Genomic DNA, 17,382 nt, shown 5'->3' with positions numbered 1-17,382 from the left:
CAGGGGAAACGGTATTGGAGTGCGATTCCCTGTAGGAGCCGGCTTGCCGGCGAAGGGGCCGGTACTGGCGCTGCATGACTTAGAGATCACCCATGATGCGCCCGGCAAACCCGAACACCCGCCGATGCCCGGCCAGGTCCACCAACTCCACCACGCGACTCTGCCCCGGTTCGAAACGTACCGCCGTGCCGGCCGGGATGTTCAGGCGCATGCCGCGACTGGCGGCGCGGTCGAAAGTCAGGGCGTCGTTGGTTTCGAAAAAATGGTAGTGCGAGCCGACCTGAATCGGCCGGTCGCCGCTGTTGGCCACCTTCAGGCTGAGGGTGCGCCGGCCGGCGTTGAGCTCGATCTCGCCAGGCTGGATCTGGTATTCACCGGGAATCATCAATGGGCTCCTTGGAGAATCTTGTAGTAGAGGGCGGTCGGCTTGTAGCGGCCGCTCGGGTCGCAGGCGTAATCGGGAATCTCACCGGCGCGGGTATAGCCCAAGGACTGGTAGAAGGCTTCGGCGGGTGAACCGGCCTCGGTGTCGAGGTAAAGCAAGCCGCGCTTGTGCTGCAGGGCGGCCGCCTCCAGAGCGCTCATCAGTTGCTGGCCCAGTCCACGACGCCGCGCATGCTCGCGTACCAGCAACTTCTGCACTTCGGCACGGTTCAGGCCGTTGGCTTTCTGGCACAGACTCAGCTGTACGCTGGCCTGCACCTGCTCGTCCTTGACCACCACCCACAGCAATACACTGCCCTTGTTGAGGTTGTCCTGGACCTCATCGAAATAGGCATGGGCCTGGGTTGCATCGAGGTCAGCCATGAAGCCGACACTGGCGCCATAGCCGACGGCATCGAGCAGCAGGTCGATCAGGCCCTGGCGATAATGCGCAAAGCTTTCAACGTTGACGCGTCGCAGTTGGGCGGCGTTCATCGGGCATTACTCCTGGTCGATGCCTGGCGGCTGGGCGCCGGGGTTGAGGGTCAATTGCATGAACGTCAGGTCCAGCCAGCGGCCGAACTTGGTGCCGACCTGAGGCATTTGCCCGGTGGTGATAAAGCCGATGCGCTCATGCAAGCGAATGGAGGCCGCGTTACCGCTTTCGATGGCGGCGACCATCACATGCTTGCCGCAGCCTTTGGCACGTTCGATCAGCGCTTCCATCAATTGCGGGCCGAGGCCGTTACCGCGCTGGTCGCTGCGCACGTAGACCGAGTGCTCGACGGTATGGCGGAAACCGTCGAATGGCCGCCAGTCACCGAACGATGCATACCCGAGCACGGTGTTGTCGGCATCGACGATCACCAGAATCGGATAAGCCTGGGATTGCCGGGCGCTGAACCAGGCCTGGCGGTTGCCGAGGTCGACTGCCTGCTCGTTCCAGATCGCGGTGGTGTTGAGCACCGCGTCGTTGTAGATGTCGCGGATGGCCGGCAGGTCGGCATGCACGGCATCGCGGATGTGGTAAGTCATGGCGTGGCCTCAGGCGATGGGTTGGTGGACGGTGACCAGTTTGGTGCCGTCGGGGAAAGTGGCCTCGACCTGGATTTCCGGGATCATTTCCGGGATGCCTTCCATCACTTGCTCGCGGGTCAACAGGGTGGTGCCCAAGTGCATCAGGTCGGCCACGGTCTGGCCGTCGCGGGCACCCTCAAGCAGCGCGGCGGAAATGTAGGCCATGGCCTCCGGGTAATTGAGCTTCACACCGCGAGCCAAACGCCGCTCGGCCACCAGGCCGGCAGTGAAGATCAGCAGCTTGTCTTTTTCGCGTGGGGTCAGGTCCATCGTTGAGAATCCATCCGGGCAGATAAAAAATATTCGGATCTGTAAATACATAACCTGTAGGAGCTGGCTTGCCAGCGAAGGCGTACTGACTGACGCCAAAGGCTTCGCTGGCAAGCCAGCTCCTACAGGGGACTGTGTGTCAGGTGTTCCATATTCTGGGTGGTATGGCCTCGCGATCCAGCAGGGCTGGGCGTAACAACTTCCACAGTTCAATCAGCCAACCTCGCGCCAACAGCGCCTCACTGGCCAGGCATCGGGCAACCAGCAACCCCGGCAATTGGGTCAAATCACCGCGCACGTCGTTGGCCAGCGAACGGCACTTCTCCAGCAGCTCGCTATCAATTTCACCCGTCACCAGCAACGTCGCAAACACCGGTTGCCCATCCAGCCCGATGGGCGAATCCAGCAGACCGTCCGCCCCGACAATGCGCTGGCGTTCATGCCAGAGCAACTGGCCGTCGCGGCGGATGTCCAGATGTGCCTGGAAGTGCCCAAATTCGAAGCGTTCGCCACTGGCCGGGCGGCCCAGAGCCACGACGTCCCAGTAGAACAGCCGCGCATCGCCTTCGAGGTCGATGGACGTGCTGAGTTCAGCCTGGGCTGCGCTGAAAATGATCGTTTCCTGGGGCAGCCATTCCAGTGTCGCACCGGCCGCTACCTGCAACTTCAGGTGTTGATAAGCGGGACCGGCGGCGCGATACCACTTGGCCGCGCCGGGGCTGGTGATTTGCGCCCAGGCATCGCCCTCGACGCTGGCCGAGATGTCCAGCCGATCCCCCCCGGCAATTCCGCCGGGGGGGTGGACGATGATGTGCTGACAGACTTCCGGCCCTTCGGCATACAGGTGTTTTTGCACCCGCAACGGACCTTTGTGTCGGCGCTGGACCGGGCGAGTGGTGTTGTCGAATCGGGCGTAGCCCAGTTCCAGTTCGGCGTGCCAACTGGGGGTAAACAAGGCACCGGAAGCGGGAAGAGTCATGGTCAGTGCTTATCGTGAGGTCATCAGGATGTTGCAAAGGCTGTGCCGCAAGGTATTGCAGGCAGGAGGCGGCTGTTGAATGTCGTGGCGCACCAATGGTGTGCGCGACCGGAGGTTTGGTGCGACAAATTGGTGCCTTGCCTCCCGAAGCGGTCCGCTTGGGAGGTTTCGGCCAGGTGAGTGCGGAGCGTGACGGCTCAGATGGTGACGAGCCCGCGTACACCTTCTGCTTCCATATTTTCTCCGCGCCCCTGTTGCACGATTTCGCCCCGGGACATCACCAGGTATTGATCGGCCAGTTCAGCGGCGAAATCGTAGAACTGCTCCACCAGCAAAATCGCCATGTCACCCCGGGCGGCGAGTTTTTTGATCACGGCACCGATCTCCTTGATCACCGACGGCTGGATGCCTTCGGTGGGTTCGTCGAGGATCAGCAGGCGAGGGCGGCTGGCCAGCGCACGGCCAATGGCCAATTGCTGTTGCTGGCCACCGGACAGGTCGCCGCCGCGCCGTTGCTTCATTTGCAGCAACACCGGGAATAGCTCGTAGATAAACGCCGGGACTTCCCTGGCTTCGCTGCCGGGAAACCGCGACAGCCCCATCAGCAGGTTTTCTTCCACGGTGAGGCGGCCGAAGATCTCCCGGCCCTGCGGCACGTAGGCGATGCCGGCATGCACCCGCTGGTGCGGCTTGAATGTGGTGATTGGCTTGCCTTCCCAGTTCACTGCGCCTTCTTTGGCCGGCAGCAGGCCCATCAGGCATTTGAGCAGGGTGGTCTTGCCCACGCCGTTACGGCCCAGCAGGCAGGTGACTTCGCCGACCCTCACATCAAACGTCAGGCCGCGCAGGATGTGGCTCCCGCCGTAGTATTGGTGCAGCTTGTCGACTTGCAGCATGTTCAAACTCTCCTCAAATCCCTTGTAGGAGCTGGCTTGCCAGCGAAGCTTTTGGCGTCTGCCAGTACGCCTTCGCTGGCAAGCCAGCTCCTACGGGGTTTGTATTTGCAGGTCAGCGACCGAGATACACCTCGATCACCCGCTCGTTGTCCTGCACCTGCTCCAGCGACCCTTCGGCCAGCACGCTGCCCTGATGCAACACCGTGACGTGGTCGGCAATCGAGCCGACGAAGCCCATGTCGTGTTCCACCACCATCAGCGAGTGCTTGCCGGCCAGGCGCTTGAACAGCTCGGCGGTGAATTCGGTTTCGGCGTCAGTCATGCCCGCGACCGGTTCGTCGAGCAGCAGCAATTGCGGGTCCTGCATGAGCAACATGCCGATCTCCAGGAACTGCTTCTGGCCGTGGGACAGCAAGCCGGCCGGGCGATTGACCGAGCTGGTCAGGCGAATGGTCTCCAGTACGTCGGCAATGCGGTCTTTCTGCTCACCGCTCAAACGCGCCCGCAGGCTGGCCCACACCGACTTGTCGGTGTTCTGCGCCAGCTCAAGGTTTTCAAACACGCTCAAGGCTTCGAACACTGTCGGCTTCTGGAATTTGCGACCGATACCGGCCTGGGCGATCTGCACTTCGCTCATCTGCGTCAGGTCCAGGGTTTCGCCGAACCAGGCCTTGCCGTGACTGGGGCGGGTCTTGCCGGTGATCACGTCCATCAGTGTGGTCTTGCCCGCGCCGTTGGGGCCGATGATGCAGCGCAGTTCACCAACGCCGATGTACAGGTTCAGATTGTTCAGCGCGCGGAAGCCGTCGAAGCTGACACTGATGTCTTCCAGGGTCAGGAGGGTGCCGTGGCGCGTATTGAGGCCTTTGCCGGCGCGCTGGCCGAGACCGATCGTGTCGCGGCTGGTGCCGGCGTCCTTGTTGGGCTCCACGGGGAAAAAGGCTGGCTCAAGCATGAATTCAGCCGTCGCAGTGACTCTCATGATTCACCTCTTTTCTTCAACAGACCGATCACACCCTTGGGCAGGTACAGGGTCACGACGATGAACAGCGCGCCAAGGAAGAACAGCCAGTACTCGGGGAACGCCACGGTGAACCAGCTCTTCATGCCGTTGACCACACCAGCGCCGAGCAACGGACCGATCAAGGTGCCGCGCCCGCCCAAAGCCACCCACACTGCAGCTTCGATGGAGTTGGTCGGCGACATTTCGCTCGGGTTGATGATCCCCACTTGCGGTACGTACAGCGCACCGGCCAGGCCACACAACACCGCGCTCAACACCCAGACGAACAACTTGAACCCGCGCGGATCGTAGCCGCAGAACATCAGGCGGTTCTCCGCATCGCGCAGCGCAGTCAGCACCCGGCCGAACTTGCTCTGCGCCAGGCGCCAGCCGATGTACAGGCTCGCCACCAGCAACAGCACCGTGGCGAAAAACAGCACCGCGCGGGTGCCCGGTTCAGTGATGCCAAAGCCAAGAATCGTGCGGAAGTTGGTGAAGCCGTTGTTGCCGCCAAAGCCGGTTTCATTGCGGAAGAACAACAGCATGCCGGCGAAGGTCAGGGCCTGGGTCATGATCGAGAAGTACACGCCCTTGATCCGCGAACGGAAGGCGAAGAAGCCGAACACCAACGCCAGCAGCCCCGGCGCCAGTACCACCAGGCACATGGTCCAGAGGAAGCTGCTGGTGCCGGTCCAGAACCACGGCATGTCGGTCCACGACAGGAACGTCATGAACGCCGGCAAACCATCGCCCGAGGCCTGGCGCATCAGGTACATGCCCATGGCATAGCCGCCGAGGGCGAAGAACAAGCCGTGGCCGAGGGACAGCAGGCCGGCGTAACCCCACACCAGATCGAGCGCCAGTGCGACGATTGCATAGCAAAGAATCTTGCCCACCAGCGTCAGCGTGTAAGCCGAAACGTGCAGCGTGCTGTCCGGCGATAACAGCGACAGTAGCGGTAACGCCAACAGCAGAACGAGGATCACCGCGCCGACGGTAATCGTGATTTTCGGGCCGGCCTTTTGTGTGGCCTTGAGCATCAGGGGCTGGTTCATCAGTCGATCACCCGTCCTTTGAGTGCGAAGAGGCCTTGCGGACGTTTCTGGATGAACAGAATGATCAGCGCGAGGATGAGGATCTTGCCGAGCACGGCACCGATCTGTGGTTCGAGAATCTTGTTGGCTACCCCTAAGCCGAATGCGGCCAGCACGCTACCGGCCAACTGGCCGACACCGCCGAGCACCACCACCAGAAACGAGTCGATGATGTAGCTCTGGCCGAGGTCCGGGCCGACGTTGCCGATCTGGCTCAGGGCTACGCCGCCGAGGCCGGCGATGCCCGAGCCGAGGCCGAAGGCGAGCATGTCCACGCGCCCGGTGGGCACGCCGCAACAGGCGGCCATGTTGCGGTTCTGGGTGACGGCACGCACGTTGAGACCCAGGCGTGTCTTGTTCAGCAGCAGCCATGTGAGCACCACCACGAACAGCGCAAAGGCAATGATGACGATGCGGTTGTACGGCAGCACGAGATTGGGCAGCACTTGAACCCCGCCTGACAGCCACGCGGGGTTGGCCACTTCGACGTTCTGCGCGCCGAACACCAGGCGAACCAGTTGAATCAGCATGAGGCTGATACCCCAGGTGGCGAGCAGGGTTTCCAGCGGGCGGCCGTAGAGGTGACGAATCACCGTGCGCTCCAGCGCCATGCCGATGGCCGCGGTGACGAAAAACGCCACGGGCAGCGCGATTAGTGGATAGAACTCGATCGCCTGCGGGGCGAAACGCTGGAACATCAGTTGCACCACATAGGTCGAGTAGGCGCCGAGCATCAGCATCTCGCCGTGGGCCATGTTGATCACGCCGAGCAGGCCGAAGGTGATTGCCAGACCGAGGGCGGCGAGCAGCAGTATCGAGCCCAGCGACATACCGCTGAATGCCTGGCCGAGCATCTCGCCGACCAGCAGTTTGCGTTTGACCTGGGCGAGGCTGGTCTCGGCGGCGGTGCGCACATTCGCGTCGGTTTCAACGCTCGGTTCCAGCAGGCTTTCGAGGCGGGTGCGGGCCAGCGGATCGCCGGTTTCGCCGAGCAATCGCACGGCGGCGAGGCGCACGGCCGGATCGGCGTCGACCAGTTGCAGATTGGCCAGGGCCAGGCTGAGGGCGGCATGAACGCTCTCGTCCTTCTCGCCCTTCAGTTGCTGGTCGAGGAATGCAAGCTGTGCGGGTTTGGCGCTTTTCTGCAATTGCTGCGCGGCGGCCAGACGGGTTCTGGCGTCGGCGGCGAGCAAATGATGACTGGCCAGGGCCGTGTCGATGAGACCCCGCAGGCGGTTGTTCAGGCGCAGGTTTTTCGGCTGCCCGTCGAGGTTCAACTCGCCTTGTTGCAGGGCGTTGATCAGTTCAATGCGCGCCGCATCGGGCTGCGCGGCCCATGCTTCTAGAAGCCTGGCTTGCTGCAAGGGATTGGCGGCGACGAAGTCTTCGGCGTCGCTGGCGAAAGTTGCCATCGGCAACAGCAGGGCGATGGCAACGATGAGGCGGTAAAGGGCGGTGGGCATAGCAAATGTCCTGGTCATGCGCGGACCCTGTAGGAGCTGGCTTGCCAGCGAAAGCGGATTGACTGACACCAAAAGCTTCGCTGGCAAGCCAGCTCCTACAGGTGTTGTGTCAGGCCCAAGCTCCATGCTCAGGCCCGACATCCAATGGCTCAGTTACTCTTCACCGCATATTCCGGCTTCTTGTCATTGCCCGGGATGAACGGGCTCCACGGCTGGGCGCGGATCGGTCCTTCGGTCTGCCACACCACGTTGAACTGACCGTCAGACTGGATCTCGCCGATCATCACCGGCTTGTGCAGGTGATGATTGGTCTTGTCCATGGTGAGCGTGTACCCGGACGGCGCGGCAAAGGTCTGGCCGGCCAGGGCTTCGCGGACTTTGTCGACGTCGGTGGACTTGGCTTTTTCCGCCGCTTGCGCCCACATGTGGATGCCGACGTAAGTGGCTTCCATCGGGTCGTTGGTCACGGCCTTGTCGGCGCCTGGCAGGTTGTGTTTCTTCGCGTAGGCCTTCCAGTCATCGACGAACTTCTTGTTCACCGGGTTCTCCACCGATTCGAAGTAGTTCCACGCCGCGAGGTTGCCCACCAGTGGCTTGGTGTCGATGCCGCGCAGTTCTTCTTCACCGACCGAGAACGCCACGACCGGAACGTCGGTGGCTTTCAGACCCTGGTTGGCCAGTTCTTTGTAGAACGGCACGTTGGAGTCGCCGTTGACGGTGGAGATAACGGCCGTCTTGCCACCCGACGAGAACTTTTTGATGTTGGCGACGATGGTCTGGTAGTCGCTATGACCGAACGGGGTGTAGACCTCTTCTATGTCCTTGTCGGCCACGCCTTTGGCGTGCAGGAACGAACGCAGGATCTTGTTGGTGGTGCGCGGGTAGACGTAGTCGGTGCCGAGCAGGAAGTAGCGCTTGGCGCTGCCGCCTTCTTCGCTCATCAGGTATTCCACCGCAGGGATCGCCTGCTGGTTCGGCGCAGCGCCAGTGTAGAACACGTTCGGCGACATCTCTTCGCCTTCGTATTGCACCGGGTAGAACAACAGGCCGTTGAGTTCTTCGAACACCGGCAGCACCGATTTGCGCGACACCGATGTCCAGCAACCGAACACCACGGCGACCTTGTCCTGGGTCAGCAGTTGACGCCCCTTCTCGGCGAACAGTGGCCAGTTCGACGCGGGGTCGACCACCACAGGCTCGAGCATCTTGCCGTTCACGCCACCCTTGGCATTGATCTCGTCGATGGTCATCAGCGCCATGTCTTTCAACGACGTTTCGGAAATCGCCATGGTCCCGGACAACGAATGCAGAATACCGACCTTGATGGTCTCGGCGGCCTGGACGGTCCAGGTCATGCCCATCGCGGCAATGGATGCCGAGAGTGTGAAAGCCTTGATCAAACTGCGACGCTTCATTGTGCGATCTCCATGAACATTGAGTTTTTATGGTTGGCAGATGCGGACGACTGAAGGCTGTTTTGCAAGGGCTGTGCCCGGTTTGGAAAAGGCGGGGGATGACGGTTTAGAGCGGTTGCGTGGCTCTCGAACGCACCATGAAAGGACAATGTCAGTGGTCTGGTGCGTTGAGCTGCGTCACATTGGGGCGAGTAATAGTGATCACTTGTGGGAGCGGTGAATCAGCGACGACGCATCAGGCCGACGAAGAACAGGCCGCCGATAGCTGCGGTGGCGACGCCGATGGGCAAGTCTTCAGGCGCGATCATCGTCCGTGCGGCGACATCGACCCAGACCAGGAATACGCTGCCGAGCAATACACACACCGGCAGCAACCGTCGATGTTCAGCCCCGACCAGACGCCGGGCAATGTGCGGCACCATCAGCCCGACAAACCCGATGGAGCCGCTGATCGACACCAGCACTCCGGTCATCAGTGAAGCGATCACGAACACTCGCAGGCGCACCGCACGGGCATTCAGGCCGAGGGTGACAGCGGTCTGTTCACCGGCCATCAATGCGTTCAGCGGTCGTGCCATGCCGAGCAACAGAACCAGCCCGAGCAACACACTCAGTGCCGGCACCGCAAGCAGCTCCCAACGCGCCAACCCGAGCCCGCCGAGCATCCAGAACATCACGGCGGAACTGGCGCGATGGTCGCCCATGAACAGCAGCAAATTGGCGATCGCCATCATCACGAACGAGACCGCCACGCCGCACAGCAGCAACCGATCACTGTCCAGGCGGCCGTGGCGACTGGCGATCATCAGCACCACCAGCATGCTCAGCAACGCACCGATGAACGCGGCAATCGGCAACGTCAGCAGGCCGACGATTTCGCCGACATGCAACACCACAATCACCGCACCGAGGGTGGCGCCGGAGGTGACGCCGAGCAGGTGCGGATCCGCCAGCGGGTTGCGCGTCACCGCTTGCAGCACCGCGCCGATCAGTGCCAGCCCGGCGCCCACCAGTGCGCCGAGCAACATGCGCGGCACGCGGATCAGCCAGACGATGTGTTCCTGGCCGGCGCTCCAGTCCTGCACGCCGATGCCGAACAGTTTGTGCAGCAGGATCCGCCACACCACGTCCACCGGTACCCGAGCCGGGCCAAAGCCCAGGGACACCACGCACGACATCAGCAACACGGCGCCCAGGGCGATCAGCAGCAGCGCAAAACGACGATTGATCATTCGCCGTGGAAACCTTTGGCGAGGGTCGCCACTGCCAGCACATTGTCGATACCCGGCGTGGCCTGCACGTAAGGGATGACGATGAAGCGCTGGTTCCTGATCGCGTCCACCGATTGCAGCGCCTTGTTATTGAGCAGGAACCGGATCTTCTGCTCTGCGGTGATTTCGCTGTAGTCAACGATCACGATCACCTGCGGATTGCGCTCGACCACGGTCTCCCAATTGACTCGGGTCCAGCTCGCGTCGACGTCATCGAGGATGTTGCGCCCGCCAGCGGCGTCGATCAGCGCTTGCGGCATGCCGAGGCGACCGGACGTCATGGCGCGGTCTTCGCCGCTGTCGTAGAGGAAAACCCGGGGTTTTTCCGCCGGCAGGTCCTTGCCGATCTCTGCAACCTGATTCTGCATGTCGGCGATGAGCGCGTTGGCACGATCCTGCACGTCGAAGATTTTGCCGAGGTTGCGCAGGTCGTTGTAAGTGTCTTCCAGGGTCGCGGCAGGGCGCTTCATCACGAAGGCGCAGGACTCGGTCAGCTCATACACATTGATGCCCAGCGGTTGCAGGGTTTGCGGCGTGAGATCGCCACCGACGCGCATGCCGTAGTCCCAACCGGCGAAGAGGAAATCGACGTTGGCGTCGAGCAGGGTTTCCACCGACGGGTACTTGGCCGCCAGCTCCGGCAGGCCTTCGAGAATGGTCTGCATCTCGGGTGTCACGGCCTTCCAGCCACTGATGCCGCTGTAACCGGCCATCTGTGGCTTGAGGTCGAGGGCGAGCATCATTTGGGTCATGTTGATATCGTGGCTGAGGGCGTGTTGCGGTGCCTGCTTGAAGGTCACTTCGCGGTTGCAGCTTTTGATCGTCAGCGGGTAATGGGTGGCTTCCGCCAATGCCTGGGCGCTGCCCAACAGCAACGCGAGAGAGAGGCCGGAGCGCAGCAGGGAACGCAAAGTCATGGTTGGGTTATCCAGGTAATTCGTGGGTAGCCGTGCAGCGGATGTTCATCGATCAGCGCTTCGACGCCAAACACATTGCGCAGCAGCGCAGCTGTCAGGACTTCTTTCGGCGTGCCGCTGGCGAGAATACGGCCATGATTGATCACGTACAGCCGATCACAAAAAGCTGCAGCCAGGTTGAGGTCATGGATGCTTGCCAGGGTGCCGATGTTCAAGCGTTTGACCAACTTCAAAAGCTCAAGCTGATATCGCGGGTCGAGGTGGTTGGTCGGCTCGTCGAGGATCAGCAACTGTGGTTGCTGGGCCAGGGCGCGGGCGAGGATGACTCGCTGTTTTTCGCCACCGGAGAGGCTGGCGAACCCGTGGTCTTCGAAGCCCTTGAGACCGACCAATGCCAAGGCCTGGTTGATGAGATTCGAGTCTTCAAGCGTGTCGCCATCGAACAGGCCTTTGTGCGGCGTACGGCCCATGGCGACCACCTCAAAAACGGTCAGGCCGAAGGCATCAGGGAATTCCTGCAACACCACGGCGATGCGTTGCGCGCACCAGCGCGAGGATTGCTTCCAGACATTCTGGTGATCGAGCCTGACCTCGCCGTGCTCCGGTTTGCTGAAGCGCCAGGCACAACGCAAGAGGCTGGTCTTGCCGCTGCCGTTAGGGCCGATCAGCCCGACGAACTCACCGGTGGCCACGTGCACAGAAGCATCACGCAGCTGGAACTGGTGATGGCAATGGCCGTGGCCCAGGGGTGTCCAGGAAATGTTTGCGAGGTTCAGCGAGGTCATGCAGTGACTCTTGAGGTGTTGCTAATGGCCCCATCGCTGGCAAGCCAGCTCCTACAAGGTTTGTGCACATTCTGTAGGAGCTGGCTTGCCAGCGATGAGGCCCGAAAGGAAATCCGCTATTACCCGGGTGATGCGCGGGGGAAGTCTACATTGCTATTGCCCTCGTGCATCTCGTCTGTTTCATGATGAAGATGAGGCGCTTTCAGTCGGTCGGGTAAAACGCGACAGCAGCAGGCGATCCAGCAACCACACCGCCACCAGCGAAGCGCCCACCAATGGAAAGGCCGCCGCCAGAACGAACATGATCACCATCGCGGTTTTCCATTTCGGCAGGTCGTGGCGCAGCGGCGGCACGCCAAGTTTTCCTTGCGGGCGGCGCTTCCACCAGATCACCACGCCGCTGACGGCACTGAGCAAAATCATCAGGCAGATCAGCAGCACGATGATCTGGTTGAACACGCCGAACATCTTGCCTTCGTGCAGCATCACGCCGATTTCCGTGGCGCGGGCGACGGTGCCGTAGTGCTCGAAACGAACATCAGCCAGGACCTTGCCGCTGTACTGATCGACATGCAGGGTGGCGTCGTTGCGCGGGTCATCGGCGAACACCGAGATGGTGAACACGCCGGTTGCGGATTTCGGCAAGGTGATGCTGTAGCCCGGCTCGACCTTGCTCTGCGTGGCGATGTCTTGTACGTCTTGCAGGCTGATGATCGGCGCCGCCGGGCCAGCATGCGCTCCGTCGTGGGCCATGTGCTCGGCGTGGTCACCGGACATCGGCATCGGCGTGTTTTCCATGGCCCATGGCACGGTCTGGCGCGTGGCGCTGTTGAGGCTGCGTGCCTCGACGTCGGACTTCGGCACGTCATCCCACATCGCGGCAGGGAACACGTTCCACACGCCTGCAAATTTTTCGCCCCAGAACCCGGTCCAGGTCATGCCGCTGAGCAGCATCACCAGCAACAGCGAAGCACCCCAGAACCCGGTGACGGCGTGCAAGTCACGCCACAGCACCCGGCCGCGACTGCTCAGGCGTGGCCACAGAATGCCGGCGGCCTGGCCCCGTGGCCACCACAGGAACACCCCGGAAACCACCAGCACCACGCCCCAGCCGGCGGCCAGTTCCACCAGCCGGTCACCGACGGTACCGATCATCAATTCGCCGTGAATCGCCCGCGCGATGGCTTGCAGATTCTTCTTGGCGTCTTGCTCGCCAAGGATGTCGCCGTGGTACGGGTCGATGAATACATTCAGCTCCTTGCCGCTGTCGAGCACGACAAACTGAGCACTGCGTTCGGCGTTCACCGGTGGCAGGTATTGCTTGATCGTGCCTTGTGGATAAGCGCCTTTCACCCGGTTGAGCAGGTCGTCGGCCGCCAGGGTGTGATGGCCGGCAGGGACGTTGAGCCAACTGCTGTACATCAGCGAGTCGAGTTGTGGTTTGAACAGGTAAATGGTGCCGGTCAGGGCCAGCATCACCATGAAAGGCGCCACGAACAATCCGGCATAGAAATGCCAGCGCCAGGCCAGGTTGTAGAAATTCACTTTGGGCTGTTTCATCACATGTGCTCCGCTTGGCTGGATCTTTTAGTTGTGTGTTGGCGGTTGCTGCGCAACCGATCGCGAGCAAGCTCGCTCCTACAGCGATGCTCTTAAAAGCTCATGTCCACCTTGGTCCAGAGCGTGCGCCCCGGTTCCTTGATGGCTTGCGGGTCATTGGCGGGGAAGCCGAAACCGGCGTTGCCGGCCAGGTTCAAGTGCTCGGCGTAAGCCTTGCCGAACAGGTTGTCGACGCCGCTGCTGACCTTCCAGTGGCTGTTGATCCGATAGGCACCGTTGAGGGAAAACACGCCGAAGCCTGGCGTCTTGTCGAAGTCCTTGCCGACCACGTTGCCCTTGTTCTGGTCGATGCGGTTTTGCGCGGCGACCACTCTCCACAGTGCGCCGGCGCTCCAGTTGTCTTCGCTGTAGGTCAGGCCGAAACGGGTATCCAGTGGCGGCATCTGCGGCAACGCAGTGCCATCGCTGCTGTTCTTGCCCCAGGCGTAGGCCAGGGTCGCGTCGGCTTTCCAGTTGTCGGTGAGGTTGTAAGCGGCGCCCAGTTCACCGCCCATGATTCGCGCGTCGATGTTCTCGGCTTGCGAGGTTGTACCCATCATTGTCGGGGTGTAGTTGAACAGGATGTAATCGCGCACCTGCCCGACGTAAGCCGAGGCCCAGGCTTCGAGTGCTTCGGTCTTGTATTGCAGGCCGAAGTCGAGCTGGGTGGTTTTTTCCGGCTTGATCGAGTCGAAGGCATTCACCGAGCCGGCGGGGCCGAACTTGGGTGAAAACAGCTCCCAATAATCCGGGAACCGCTGAGTGTGACCGAGGCCGGCATACAAGGTTGTCGGGCTGTCGGCCAGGTCGTGTTCGTAGCGGATGAAACCGCTCGGCAGGGTGTCGGCGCGGGTGTCATCGGCGGTCGGGTTCGGGCGGGTCATCATTCCCGAGCCGGTGGTCTGCCGAAAGTCCTTGGCCGAGGCGCGGTCCAGGCGTGCGCCGCTGATCAGGCGGTCACGGTCGGCGGCGTACCAGGTCAGTTCGCCGAACATGCCGTAGTTGTGGAAGTCTGCATCCTTGGTGTACGGCAGGTCCTTGTAGGTGTCGATGCCCATGGCGCTGCGCTGGCGATGTTCGTTGGTCTGCGCGTCGATGCCGCTGATCAGTTGCACATCAGCCCAGCGCCAGGTGGCCTTGATCCGTGCGCCGAGGGTGCGACGGTCGACGTTGGAGGCCATGGGGCCGGCCATCATCCCGGTGCCGGATGGCGTGCGCAGGGTGTAGTTGTCCATCACGTGATCGGCGTAGTTGTAGTAGACCTGTGCTTCGACCTTATCCAGTACGTCGCCGATGTTGGACTGTTCGAAGCGCAGACCGAGGCTCTCGCGCAGGAACTGCGAACCGTCCATGCCGCGCCCGGCGTACCGGGCCTCGCCATCGCCACGGCCGGCGGTCAGCTCCAGCAGGGTGTCGGCGTTTGGCGTCCAGCCCACTGCCACATCGCCGTTCCATTTTTCATAGCGCGACGGCACGGTGTCGTTATTGCCGTCCTGGTAGTCGTCGGAGTGCGCGGTGTTGCCGATGACCCGCACGTAACCCGACTGGCCACCGGCTGCGGCGTCCAGCAGTTTGTCGAAGCGGCCCCAGGAGCCGGCCAGCACGCTGGCATTGACCCGTGTGCCGAGCTCGCCGAAGTGTTCCGGTTCGCGGTCGAACAGAATCGTCCCGGCCGACGAGCCCGGCCCCCACAGCACGGTTTGCGGGCCTTTGATCACGGTGAGCTTGTCGTAGGTTTGCGGCGAGATGTAGGAGGTCGGGGCGTCCATCCGGCCCGGGCAGGCACCGAGCATCATGCCGCCATTGGTGAGAATGTTCAGTCGTGAACCGAACATGCCACGCAGCACCGGGTCGCCATTAGTGCCGCCATTGCGCACCAGGGCGAAGCCCGGGATGGTTTTCAGGTAATCGGCGCCGTCGCTGGCCGGCACCGGTTGGCGCGGCTCCTTGGGGTTGGTGACGATGGTCAGTGGCGAACTGGGGGCAACGGCGGTAATCACCGTCGGGCTCAGTTCTTCATTGTGACCGGCATGCTCATCGGCCAGCGCAGAAGGCGCCAGCAAAGCACCGCACAGGATGGCGGTGGCGTGCCTGAAACGAACGGCGGATTCGTTCAGGGCAAAAGAGGCTTGGGCAGGGCTCAAGCACGGGACAGCAGAAAACCTGGACATGACAATTTCCATCGAACAGTCGTAAACGACACGGCCGGCAGCCTGCGCAATCCCTGTAGGAGCGGGCTTGCTCGCGAAGAGGGAGTGCCAGTCAACATTGATGTCGCCTGGCACACCGCGTTCGCGAGCAAGCTCGCTCCCACAGGTTGCTTTGGCTGTCTTGCGGACCGTGTGAAATCAGAAGTGAGTGTTTACGCGACGACGGGAGGAGCGCGGGTGCGGGCGCCGGGAAAGTAGGTTTGCCGGGCATGGCCCTGGCGCGCAGAGGGTGTGGTGAAGGTGTTGACGGGTGGAATGACGAAGTTGGCGAAGGACACGCCACCGGTCAGCGCCGGGCAATTGAACAGCAGGCTGCAATAGCCGCACTTTTCCCACAGCACATGGTGCCCCGGGGCAGGCGGGCAGTGTTCGGCGGTGGCTTGCGTGCCATGCTCGGCATGCTCCATCGCCGACATGTCCATGCTCATACCCGCAGGCATGCTCATCGACATGGCGCGCGAATCCATCGGCATCGACTGAGAAATCAGCGGACCGATAAAGATCATCAGCATGGCGAACAGGCTGATCCAGCTGCCGCGTGTCAGGCTCAATGCCTGATTTCGCGACCTGGATGACCTGGCGCTAAGCGAGCGCATGGGCGTTTTCAGCTCAGGCGATTACGGCGTGTGCACATGCGCTTGCAGGCTGTCCGGCGCCTGCTTCTGTACCGCGACTTCGACCGTCACGTCACCGGACTTCTCGAAGTGCAGCGTCATCGGGAAGCGCTTGCCGTCAACCAGCAGGCTGCGGTCCTTGAGGCCCAGCAACATCACGTGATAGGCCATCGGTGCGAACGTAACCTCGCCACCGGCGGGCACTTCCACGCTCGGCACGTGCTGCATTTTCATCACGTCGCCTTGCATCACGTGTTCATGCAATTGCGCTTCGCCGGCAATGGGGGTGTCGACGCTGAGCAGGCGGTCGGCGGTCTTGCCTTCGTTGTTGATCACGAAATACGCCGCAACGGTGGGCGCATTGGGTGGCAACTCCTGGGACCACGGATGAGCGATTTCCAGTTCGCCAACCTTGTATTCGTGGGCATTGGCAAAGCAGGCAGGCAGCAGCAACGCGGCCAGAACGATGAGTTTGTTCAACATGGCAGTTCTCCAGAGCGATTAGATACGCAGGTCAATTGCGAAAAAAATCACACCAGAGGGGATGCGCGGGGGTTGAGACTCGGCCATTGCTGGCGCGGTGTCGGGCTTTCGAGAGAGGTCGCAGGCAGGCTTCGGTTGGACTCGAAGTGCGCGAAATACAGCTGTGGCGTATGCCCCGGCAACGCCACCAATGGCGCAGAACCCGAGCAGCACCAGCAATGCTGCATGTTGGAATGATTGTCGCCTTGCGGGGCTTTCTGTTCCAGGTCCCCGATGGAAATCGCCACCATCCTGGTGCCGCCGGAGCTGCAGAAACTGCCCCACAACAACTGTTCGGCCGGTGACTTCACCGTTTGCGCCATCGCTCCGGACATCGGCATGGCGAGCATGTTGAACAGCACTGCGAAGCAGGCTATCCAGGCAATTGCGAGCCGGTGTCGGGACATGGGACAAATCCGTTTGGGTGGGCGATCAGGCGCGGGCTATTTAGCCTGATCAGGGCCGATAAGTAAAAAGGCAGCGTGCGGTTTGGTGTCGCAGTAAAAAGATATTGGCTCAGTGCGCACGTACCGCATGTACTTGTATTTCTACTCCAAGCGTAGCGCGAATTACGGCGAATATTGCAGCCAGGTTGTCCATGCTTGGGTTGCCTTTGGCGGACAACATTCGATGGAGGCTTTTGCTGGGCTTTGCCGTTTCCTTTGCCAGTTCCTCAAAACCAACGGTGGCGTTGATGAGGTCGCGCAGGATGATCCGGGCCATTTCGGGTTCGCCATTAAGAAACAGAGTAGCAGCCTCATCCAACAGTGCCTGGGCGAACTCGGGATCACGTTGGGCACGCTCGGCAATGGTGTGTTTGTAGCTTCGGGTGAGCGCCATGACG

General features: G+C 61.6%; 19 protein-coding genes. All 19 read right to left on the bottom strand.

Translation table 11 applies throughout. From position 1 onward, the window contains the following. Positions 1 to 79: 79 nt before the first annotated feature. The 19 genes from PMI31_RS05840 to PMI31_RS05750 all read right to left on the bottom strand — a co-directional run bounded on the left by PMI31_RS05840 (position 80) and on the right by PMI31_RS05750 (position 17,378). The gene (locus tag PMI31_RS05840; protein ID WP_008016830.1) at positions 80 to 385 is read right to left on the bottom strand and encodes an urease subunit beta; all 306 of its coding nucleotides are present in this window, start codon (positions 383 to 385) and stop codon (positions 80 to 82) included. After that, positions 385 to 918: a GNAT family N-acetyltransferase gene (locus PMI31_RS05835; RefSeq protein WP_008016829.1), complete on the bottom strand. Its 534-nt coding sequence runs from the start codon at positions 916 to 918 to the stop codon at positions 385 to 387. Before PMI31_RS05835 ends, PMI31_RS05840 begins: the two co-directional genes overlap by 1 nt. Positions 919 to 924: 6 nt before the next feature. After that, positions 925 to 1,458, bottom strand: coding sequence for a GNAT family N-acetyltransferase (locus tag PMI31_RS05830; RefSeq protein WP_008016828.1), 534 nt, complete (start codon positions 1,456 to 1,458; stop codon positions 925 to 927). A gap of 9 nt (positions 1,459 to 1,467) precedes the next feature. Next, positions 1,468 to 1,770 carry an urease subunit gamma gene (locus PMI31_RS05825; RefSeq protein ID WP_007999380.1) on the bottom strand — a complete coding sequence of 101 codons (303 nt, stop codon included), beginning with the start codon at positions 1,768 to 1,770 and terminating at the stop codon, positions 1,468 to 1,470. Between the two features lie 139 nt (positions 1,771 to 1,909). Beyond that, complete coding sequence (locus tag PMI31_RS05820) at positions 1,910 to 2,749, bottom strand: urease accessory protein UreD (protein WP_008016826.1); 840 nt, start codon at positions 2,747 to 2,749, stop codon at positions 1,910 to 1,912. Between the two features lie 197 nt (positions 2,750 to 2,946). Next, the gene (gene urtE / locus PMI31_RS05815; protein WP_008016825.1) at positions 2,947 to 3,645 is read right to left on the bottom strand and encodes an urea ABC transporter ATP-binding subunit UrtE; all 699 of its coding nucleotides are present in this window, start codon (positions 3,643 to 3,645) and stop codon (positions 2,947 to 2,949) included. A gap of 112 nt (positions 3,646 to 3,757) precedes the next feature. Beyond that, the gene (gene urtD / locus PMI31_RS05810; RefSeq protein ID WP_008016823.1) at positions 3,758 to 4,627 is read right to left on the bottom strand and encodes an urea ABC transporter ATP-binding protein UrtD; all 870 of its coding nucleotides are present in this window, start codon (positions 4,625 to 4,627) and stop codon (positions 3,758 to 3,760) included. Continuing rightward, the gene (urtC, locus tag PMI31_RS05805) at positions 4,624 to 5,703 is read right to left on the bottom strand and encodes an urea ABC transporter permease subunit UrtC (protein ID WP_008016820.1); all 1,080 of its coding nucleotides are present in this window, start codon (positions 5,701 to 5,703) and stop codon (positions 4,624 to 4,626) included. Before urtC ends, urtD begins: the two co-directional genes overlap by 4 nt. Beyond that, a complete protein-coding gene (urtB, locus tag PMI31_RS05800) occupies positions 5,703 to 7,205 on the bottom strand; it encodes an urea ABC transporter permease subunit UrtB (protein WP_008016818.1) in 1,503 nt (500 codons plus the stop codon). Before urtB ends, urtC begins: the two co-directional genes overlap by 1 nt. 149 nt (positions 7,206 to 7,354) lie before the next feature. After that, complete coding sequence (gene urtA, locus PMI31_RS05795) at positions 7,355 to 8,620, bottom strand: urea ABC transporter substrate-binding protein (RefSeq protein WP_008016817.1); 1,266 nt, start codon at positions 8,618 to 8,620, stop codon at positions 7,355 to 7,357. A 221-nt stretch (positions 8,621 to 8,841) separates the two neighbouring features. Then, on the bottom strand, positions 8,842 to 9,852 hold the full coding sequence (locus PMI31_RS05790) for a FecCD family ABC transporter permease (RefSeq protein WP_008016816.1): 1,011 nt from the start codon (positions 9,850 to 9,852) through the stop codon (positions 8,842 to 8,844). Further along, positions 9,849 to 10,808 carry an ABC transporter substrate-binding protein gene (locus tag PMI31_RS05785; protein WP_008016815.1) on the bottom strand — a complete coding sequence of 320 codons (960 nt, stop codon included), beginning with the start codon at positions 10,806 to 10,808 and terminating at the stop codon, positions 9,849 to 9,851. Before PMI31_RS05785 ends, PMI31_RS05790 begins: the two co-directional genes overlap by 4 nt. Next, positions 10,805 to 11,593, bottom strand: coding sequence for an ABC transporter ATP-binding protein (locus PMI31_RS05780; protein WP_008016814.1), 789 nt, complete (start codon positions 11,591 to 11,593; stop codon positions 10,805 to 10,807). Before PMI31_RS05780 ends, PMI31_RS05785 begins: the two co-directional genes overlap by 4 nt. Before the next feature lie 180 nt (positions 11,594 to 11,773). Beyond that, a complete protein-coding gene (locus tag PMI31_RS05775) occupies positions 11,774 to 13,153 on the bottom strand; it encodes a PepSY-associated TM helix domain-containing protein (protein ID WP_008016813.1) in 1,380 nt (459 codons plus the stop codon). A 92-nt stretch (positions 13,154 to 13,245) separates the two neighbouring features. Then, positions 13,246 to 15,363, bottom strand: a complete 2,118-nt coding sequence (locus tag PMI31_RS05770; RefSeq protein ID WP_008016812.1) for a TonB-dependent copper receptor — start codon at positions 15,361 to 15,363, stop codon at positions 13,246 to 13,248. 191 nt (positions 15,364 to 15,554) lie between these two features. Continuing rightward, positions 15,555 to 15,998, bottom strand: coding sequence for a DUF2946 domain-containing protein (locus tag PMI31_RS05765; RefSeq protein WP_008016811.1), 444 nt, complete (start codon positions 15,996 to 15,998; stop codon positions 15,555 to 15,557). Positions 15,999 to 16,019: 21 nt separating this feature from the next. Beyond that, positions 16,020 to 16,499: a copper chaperone PCu(A)C gene (locus PMI31_RS05760; protein WP_008016810.1), complete on the bottom strand. Its 480-nt coding sequence runs from the start codon at positions 16,497 to 16,499 to the stop codon at positions 16,020 to 16,022. Between the two features lie 47 nt (positions 16,500 to 16,546). Further along, positions 16,547 to 16,945 (bottom strand): DUF2946 domain-containing protein, encoded by a 399-nt coding sequence (locus PMI31_RS05755; RefSeq protein ID WP_008016809.1) that lies wholly within the window; start codon positions 16,943 to 16,945, stop codon positions 16,547 to 16,549. 109 nt (positions 16,946 to 17,054) lie between these two features. Next, positions 17,055 to 17,378 (bottom strand): helix-turn-helix domain-containing transcriptional regulator, encoded by a 324-nt coding sequence (locus PMI31_RS05750; protein ID WP_008016808.1) that lies wholly within the window; start codon positions 17,376 to 17,378, stop codon positions 17,055 to 17,057. Positions 17,379 to 17,382 lie beyond the last annotated feature (4 nt).

This window comes from Pseudomonas sp. GM55 (assembly GCF_000282395.1).
Classification (GTDB): Bacteria; Pseudomonadota; Gammaproteobacteria; order Pseudomonadales; family Pseudomonadaceae; genus Aquipseudomonas; species Aquipseudomonas fluorescens_CC.
The sequence above is the reverse complement of the archived record's forward strand: the minus strand, read 5'-3'. Positions and strand labels throughout refer to the sequence as shown.

What these genes read in the sequence shown, in the direction of transcription:
- PMI31_RS05840 (WP_008016830.1), bottom strand. Translation starts at nt 385, where the DNA reads ATGATTCCCGGTGAATACCAGATCCAGCCTGGCGAGATCGAGCTCAAC.
- PMI31_RS05835 (WP_008016829.1), bottom strand. Translation starts at nt 918, where the DNA reads ATGAACGCCGCCCAACTGCGACGCGTCAACGTTGAAAGCTTTGCGCAT.
- PMI31_RS05830 (WP_008016828.1), bottom strand. Translation starts at nt 1,458, where the DNA reads ATGACTTACCACATCCGCGATGCCGTGCATGCCGACCTGCCGGCCATC.
- PMI31_RS05825 (WP_007999380.1), bottom strand. Translation starts at nt 1,770, where the DNA reads ATGGACCTGACCCCACGCGAAAAAGACAAGCTGCTGATCTTCACTGCC.
- PMI31_RS05820 (WP_008016826.1), bottom strand. Translation starts at nt 2,749, where the DNA reads ATGACTCTTCCCGCTTCCGGTGCCTTGTTTACCCCCAGTTGGCACGCC.
- urtE (WP_008016825.1), bottom strand. Translation starts at nt 3,645, where the DNA reads ATGCTGCAAGTCGACAAGCTGCACCAATACTACGGCGGGAGCCACATC.
- urtD (WP_008016823.1), bottom strand. Translation starts at nt 4,627, where the DNA reads ATGAGAGTCACTGCGACGGCTGAATTCATGCTTGAGCCAGCCTTTTTC.
- urtC (WP_008016820.1), bottom strand. Translation starts at nt 5,703, where the DNA reads ATGAACCAGCCCCTGATGCTCAAGGCCACACAAAAGGCCGGCCCGAAA.
- urtB (WP_008016818.1), bottom strand. Translation starts at nt 7,205, where the DNA reads ATGCCCACCGCCCTTTACCGCCTCATCGTTGCCATCGCCCTGCTGTTG.
- urtA (WP_008016817.1), bottom strand. Translation starts at nt 8,620, where the DNA reads ATGAAGCGTCGCAGTTTGATCAAGGCTTTCACACTCTCGGCATCCATT.
- PMI31_RS05790 (WP_008016816.1), bottom strand. Translation starts at nt 9,852, where the DNA reads ATGATCAATCGTCGTTTTGCGCTGCTGCTGATCGCCCTGGGCGCCGTG.
- PMI31_RS05785 (WP_008016815.1), bottom strand. Translation starts at nt 10,808, where the DNA reads ATGACTTTGCGTTCCCTGCTGCGCTCCGGCCTCTCTCTCGCGTTGCTG.
- PMI31_RS05780 (WP_008016814.1), bottom strand. Translation starts at nt 11,593, where the DNA reads ATGACCTCGCTGAACCTCGCAAACATTTCCTGGACACCCCTGGGCCAC.
- PMI31_RS05775 (WP_008016813.1), bottom strand. Translation starts at nt 13,153, where the DNA reads ATGAAACAGCCCAAAGTGAATTTCTACAACCTGGCCTGGCGCTGGCAT.
- PMI31_RS05770 (WP_008016812.1), bottom strand. Translation starts at nt 15,363, where the DNA reads ATGTCCAGGTTTTCTGCTGTCCCGTGCTTGAGCCCTGCCCAAGCCTCT.
- PMI31_RS05765 (WP_008016811.1), bottom strand. Translation starts at nt 15,998, where the DNA reads ATGCGCTCGCTTAGCGCCAGGTCATCCAGGTCGCGAAATCAGGCATTG.
- PMI31_RS05760 (WP_008016810.1), bottom strand. Translation starts at nt 16,499, where the DNA reads ATGTTGAACAAACTCATCGTTCTGGCCGCGTTGCTGCTGCCTGCCTGC.
- PMI31_RS05755 (WP_008016809.1), bottom strand. Translation starts at nt 16,945, where the DNA reads ATGTCCCGACACCGGCTCGCAATTGCCTGGATAGCCTGCTTCGCAGTG.
- PMI31_RS05750 (WP_008016808.1), bottom strand. Translation starts at nt 17,378, where the DNA reads ATGGCGCTCACCCGAAGCTACAAACACACCATTGCCGAGCGTGCCCAA.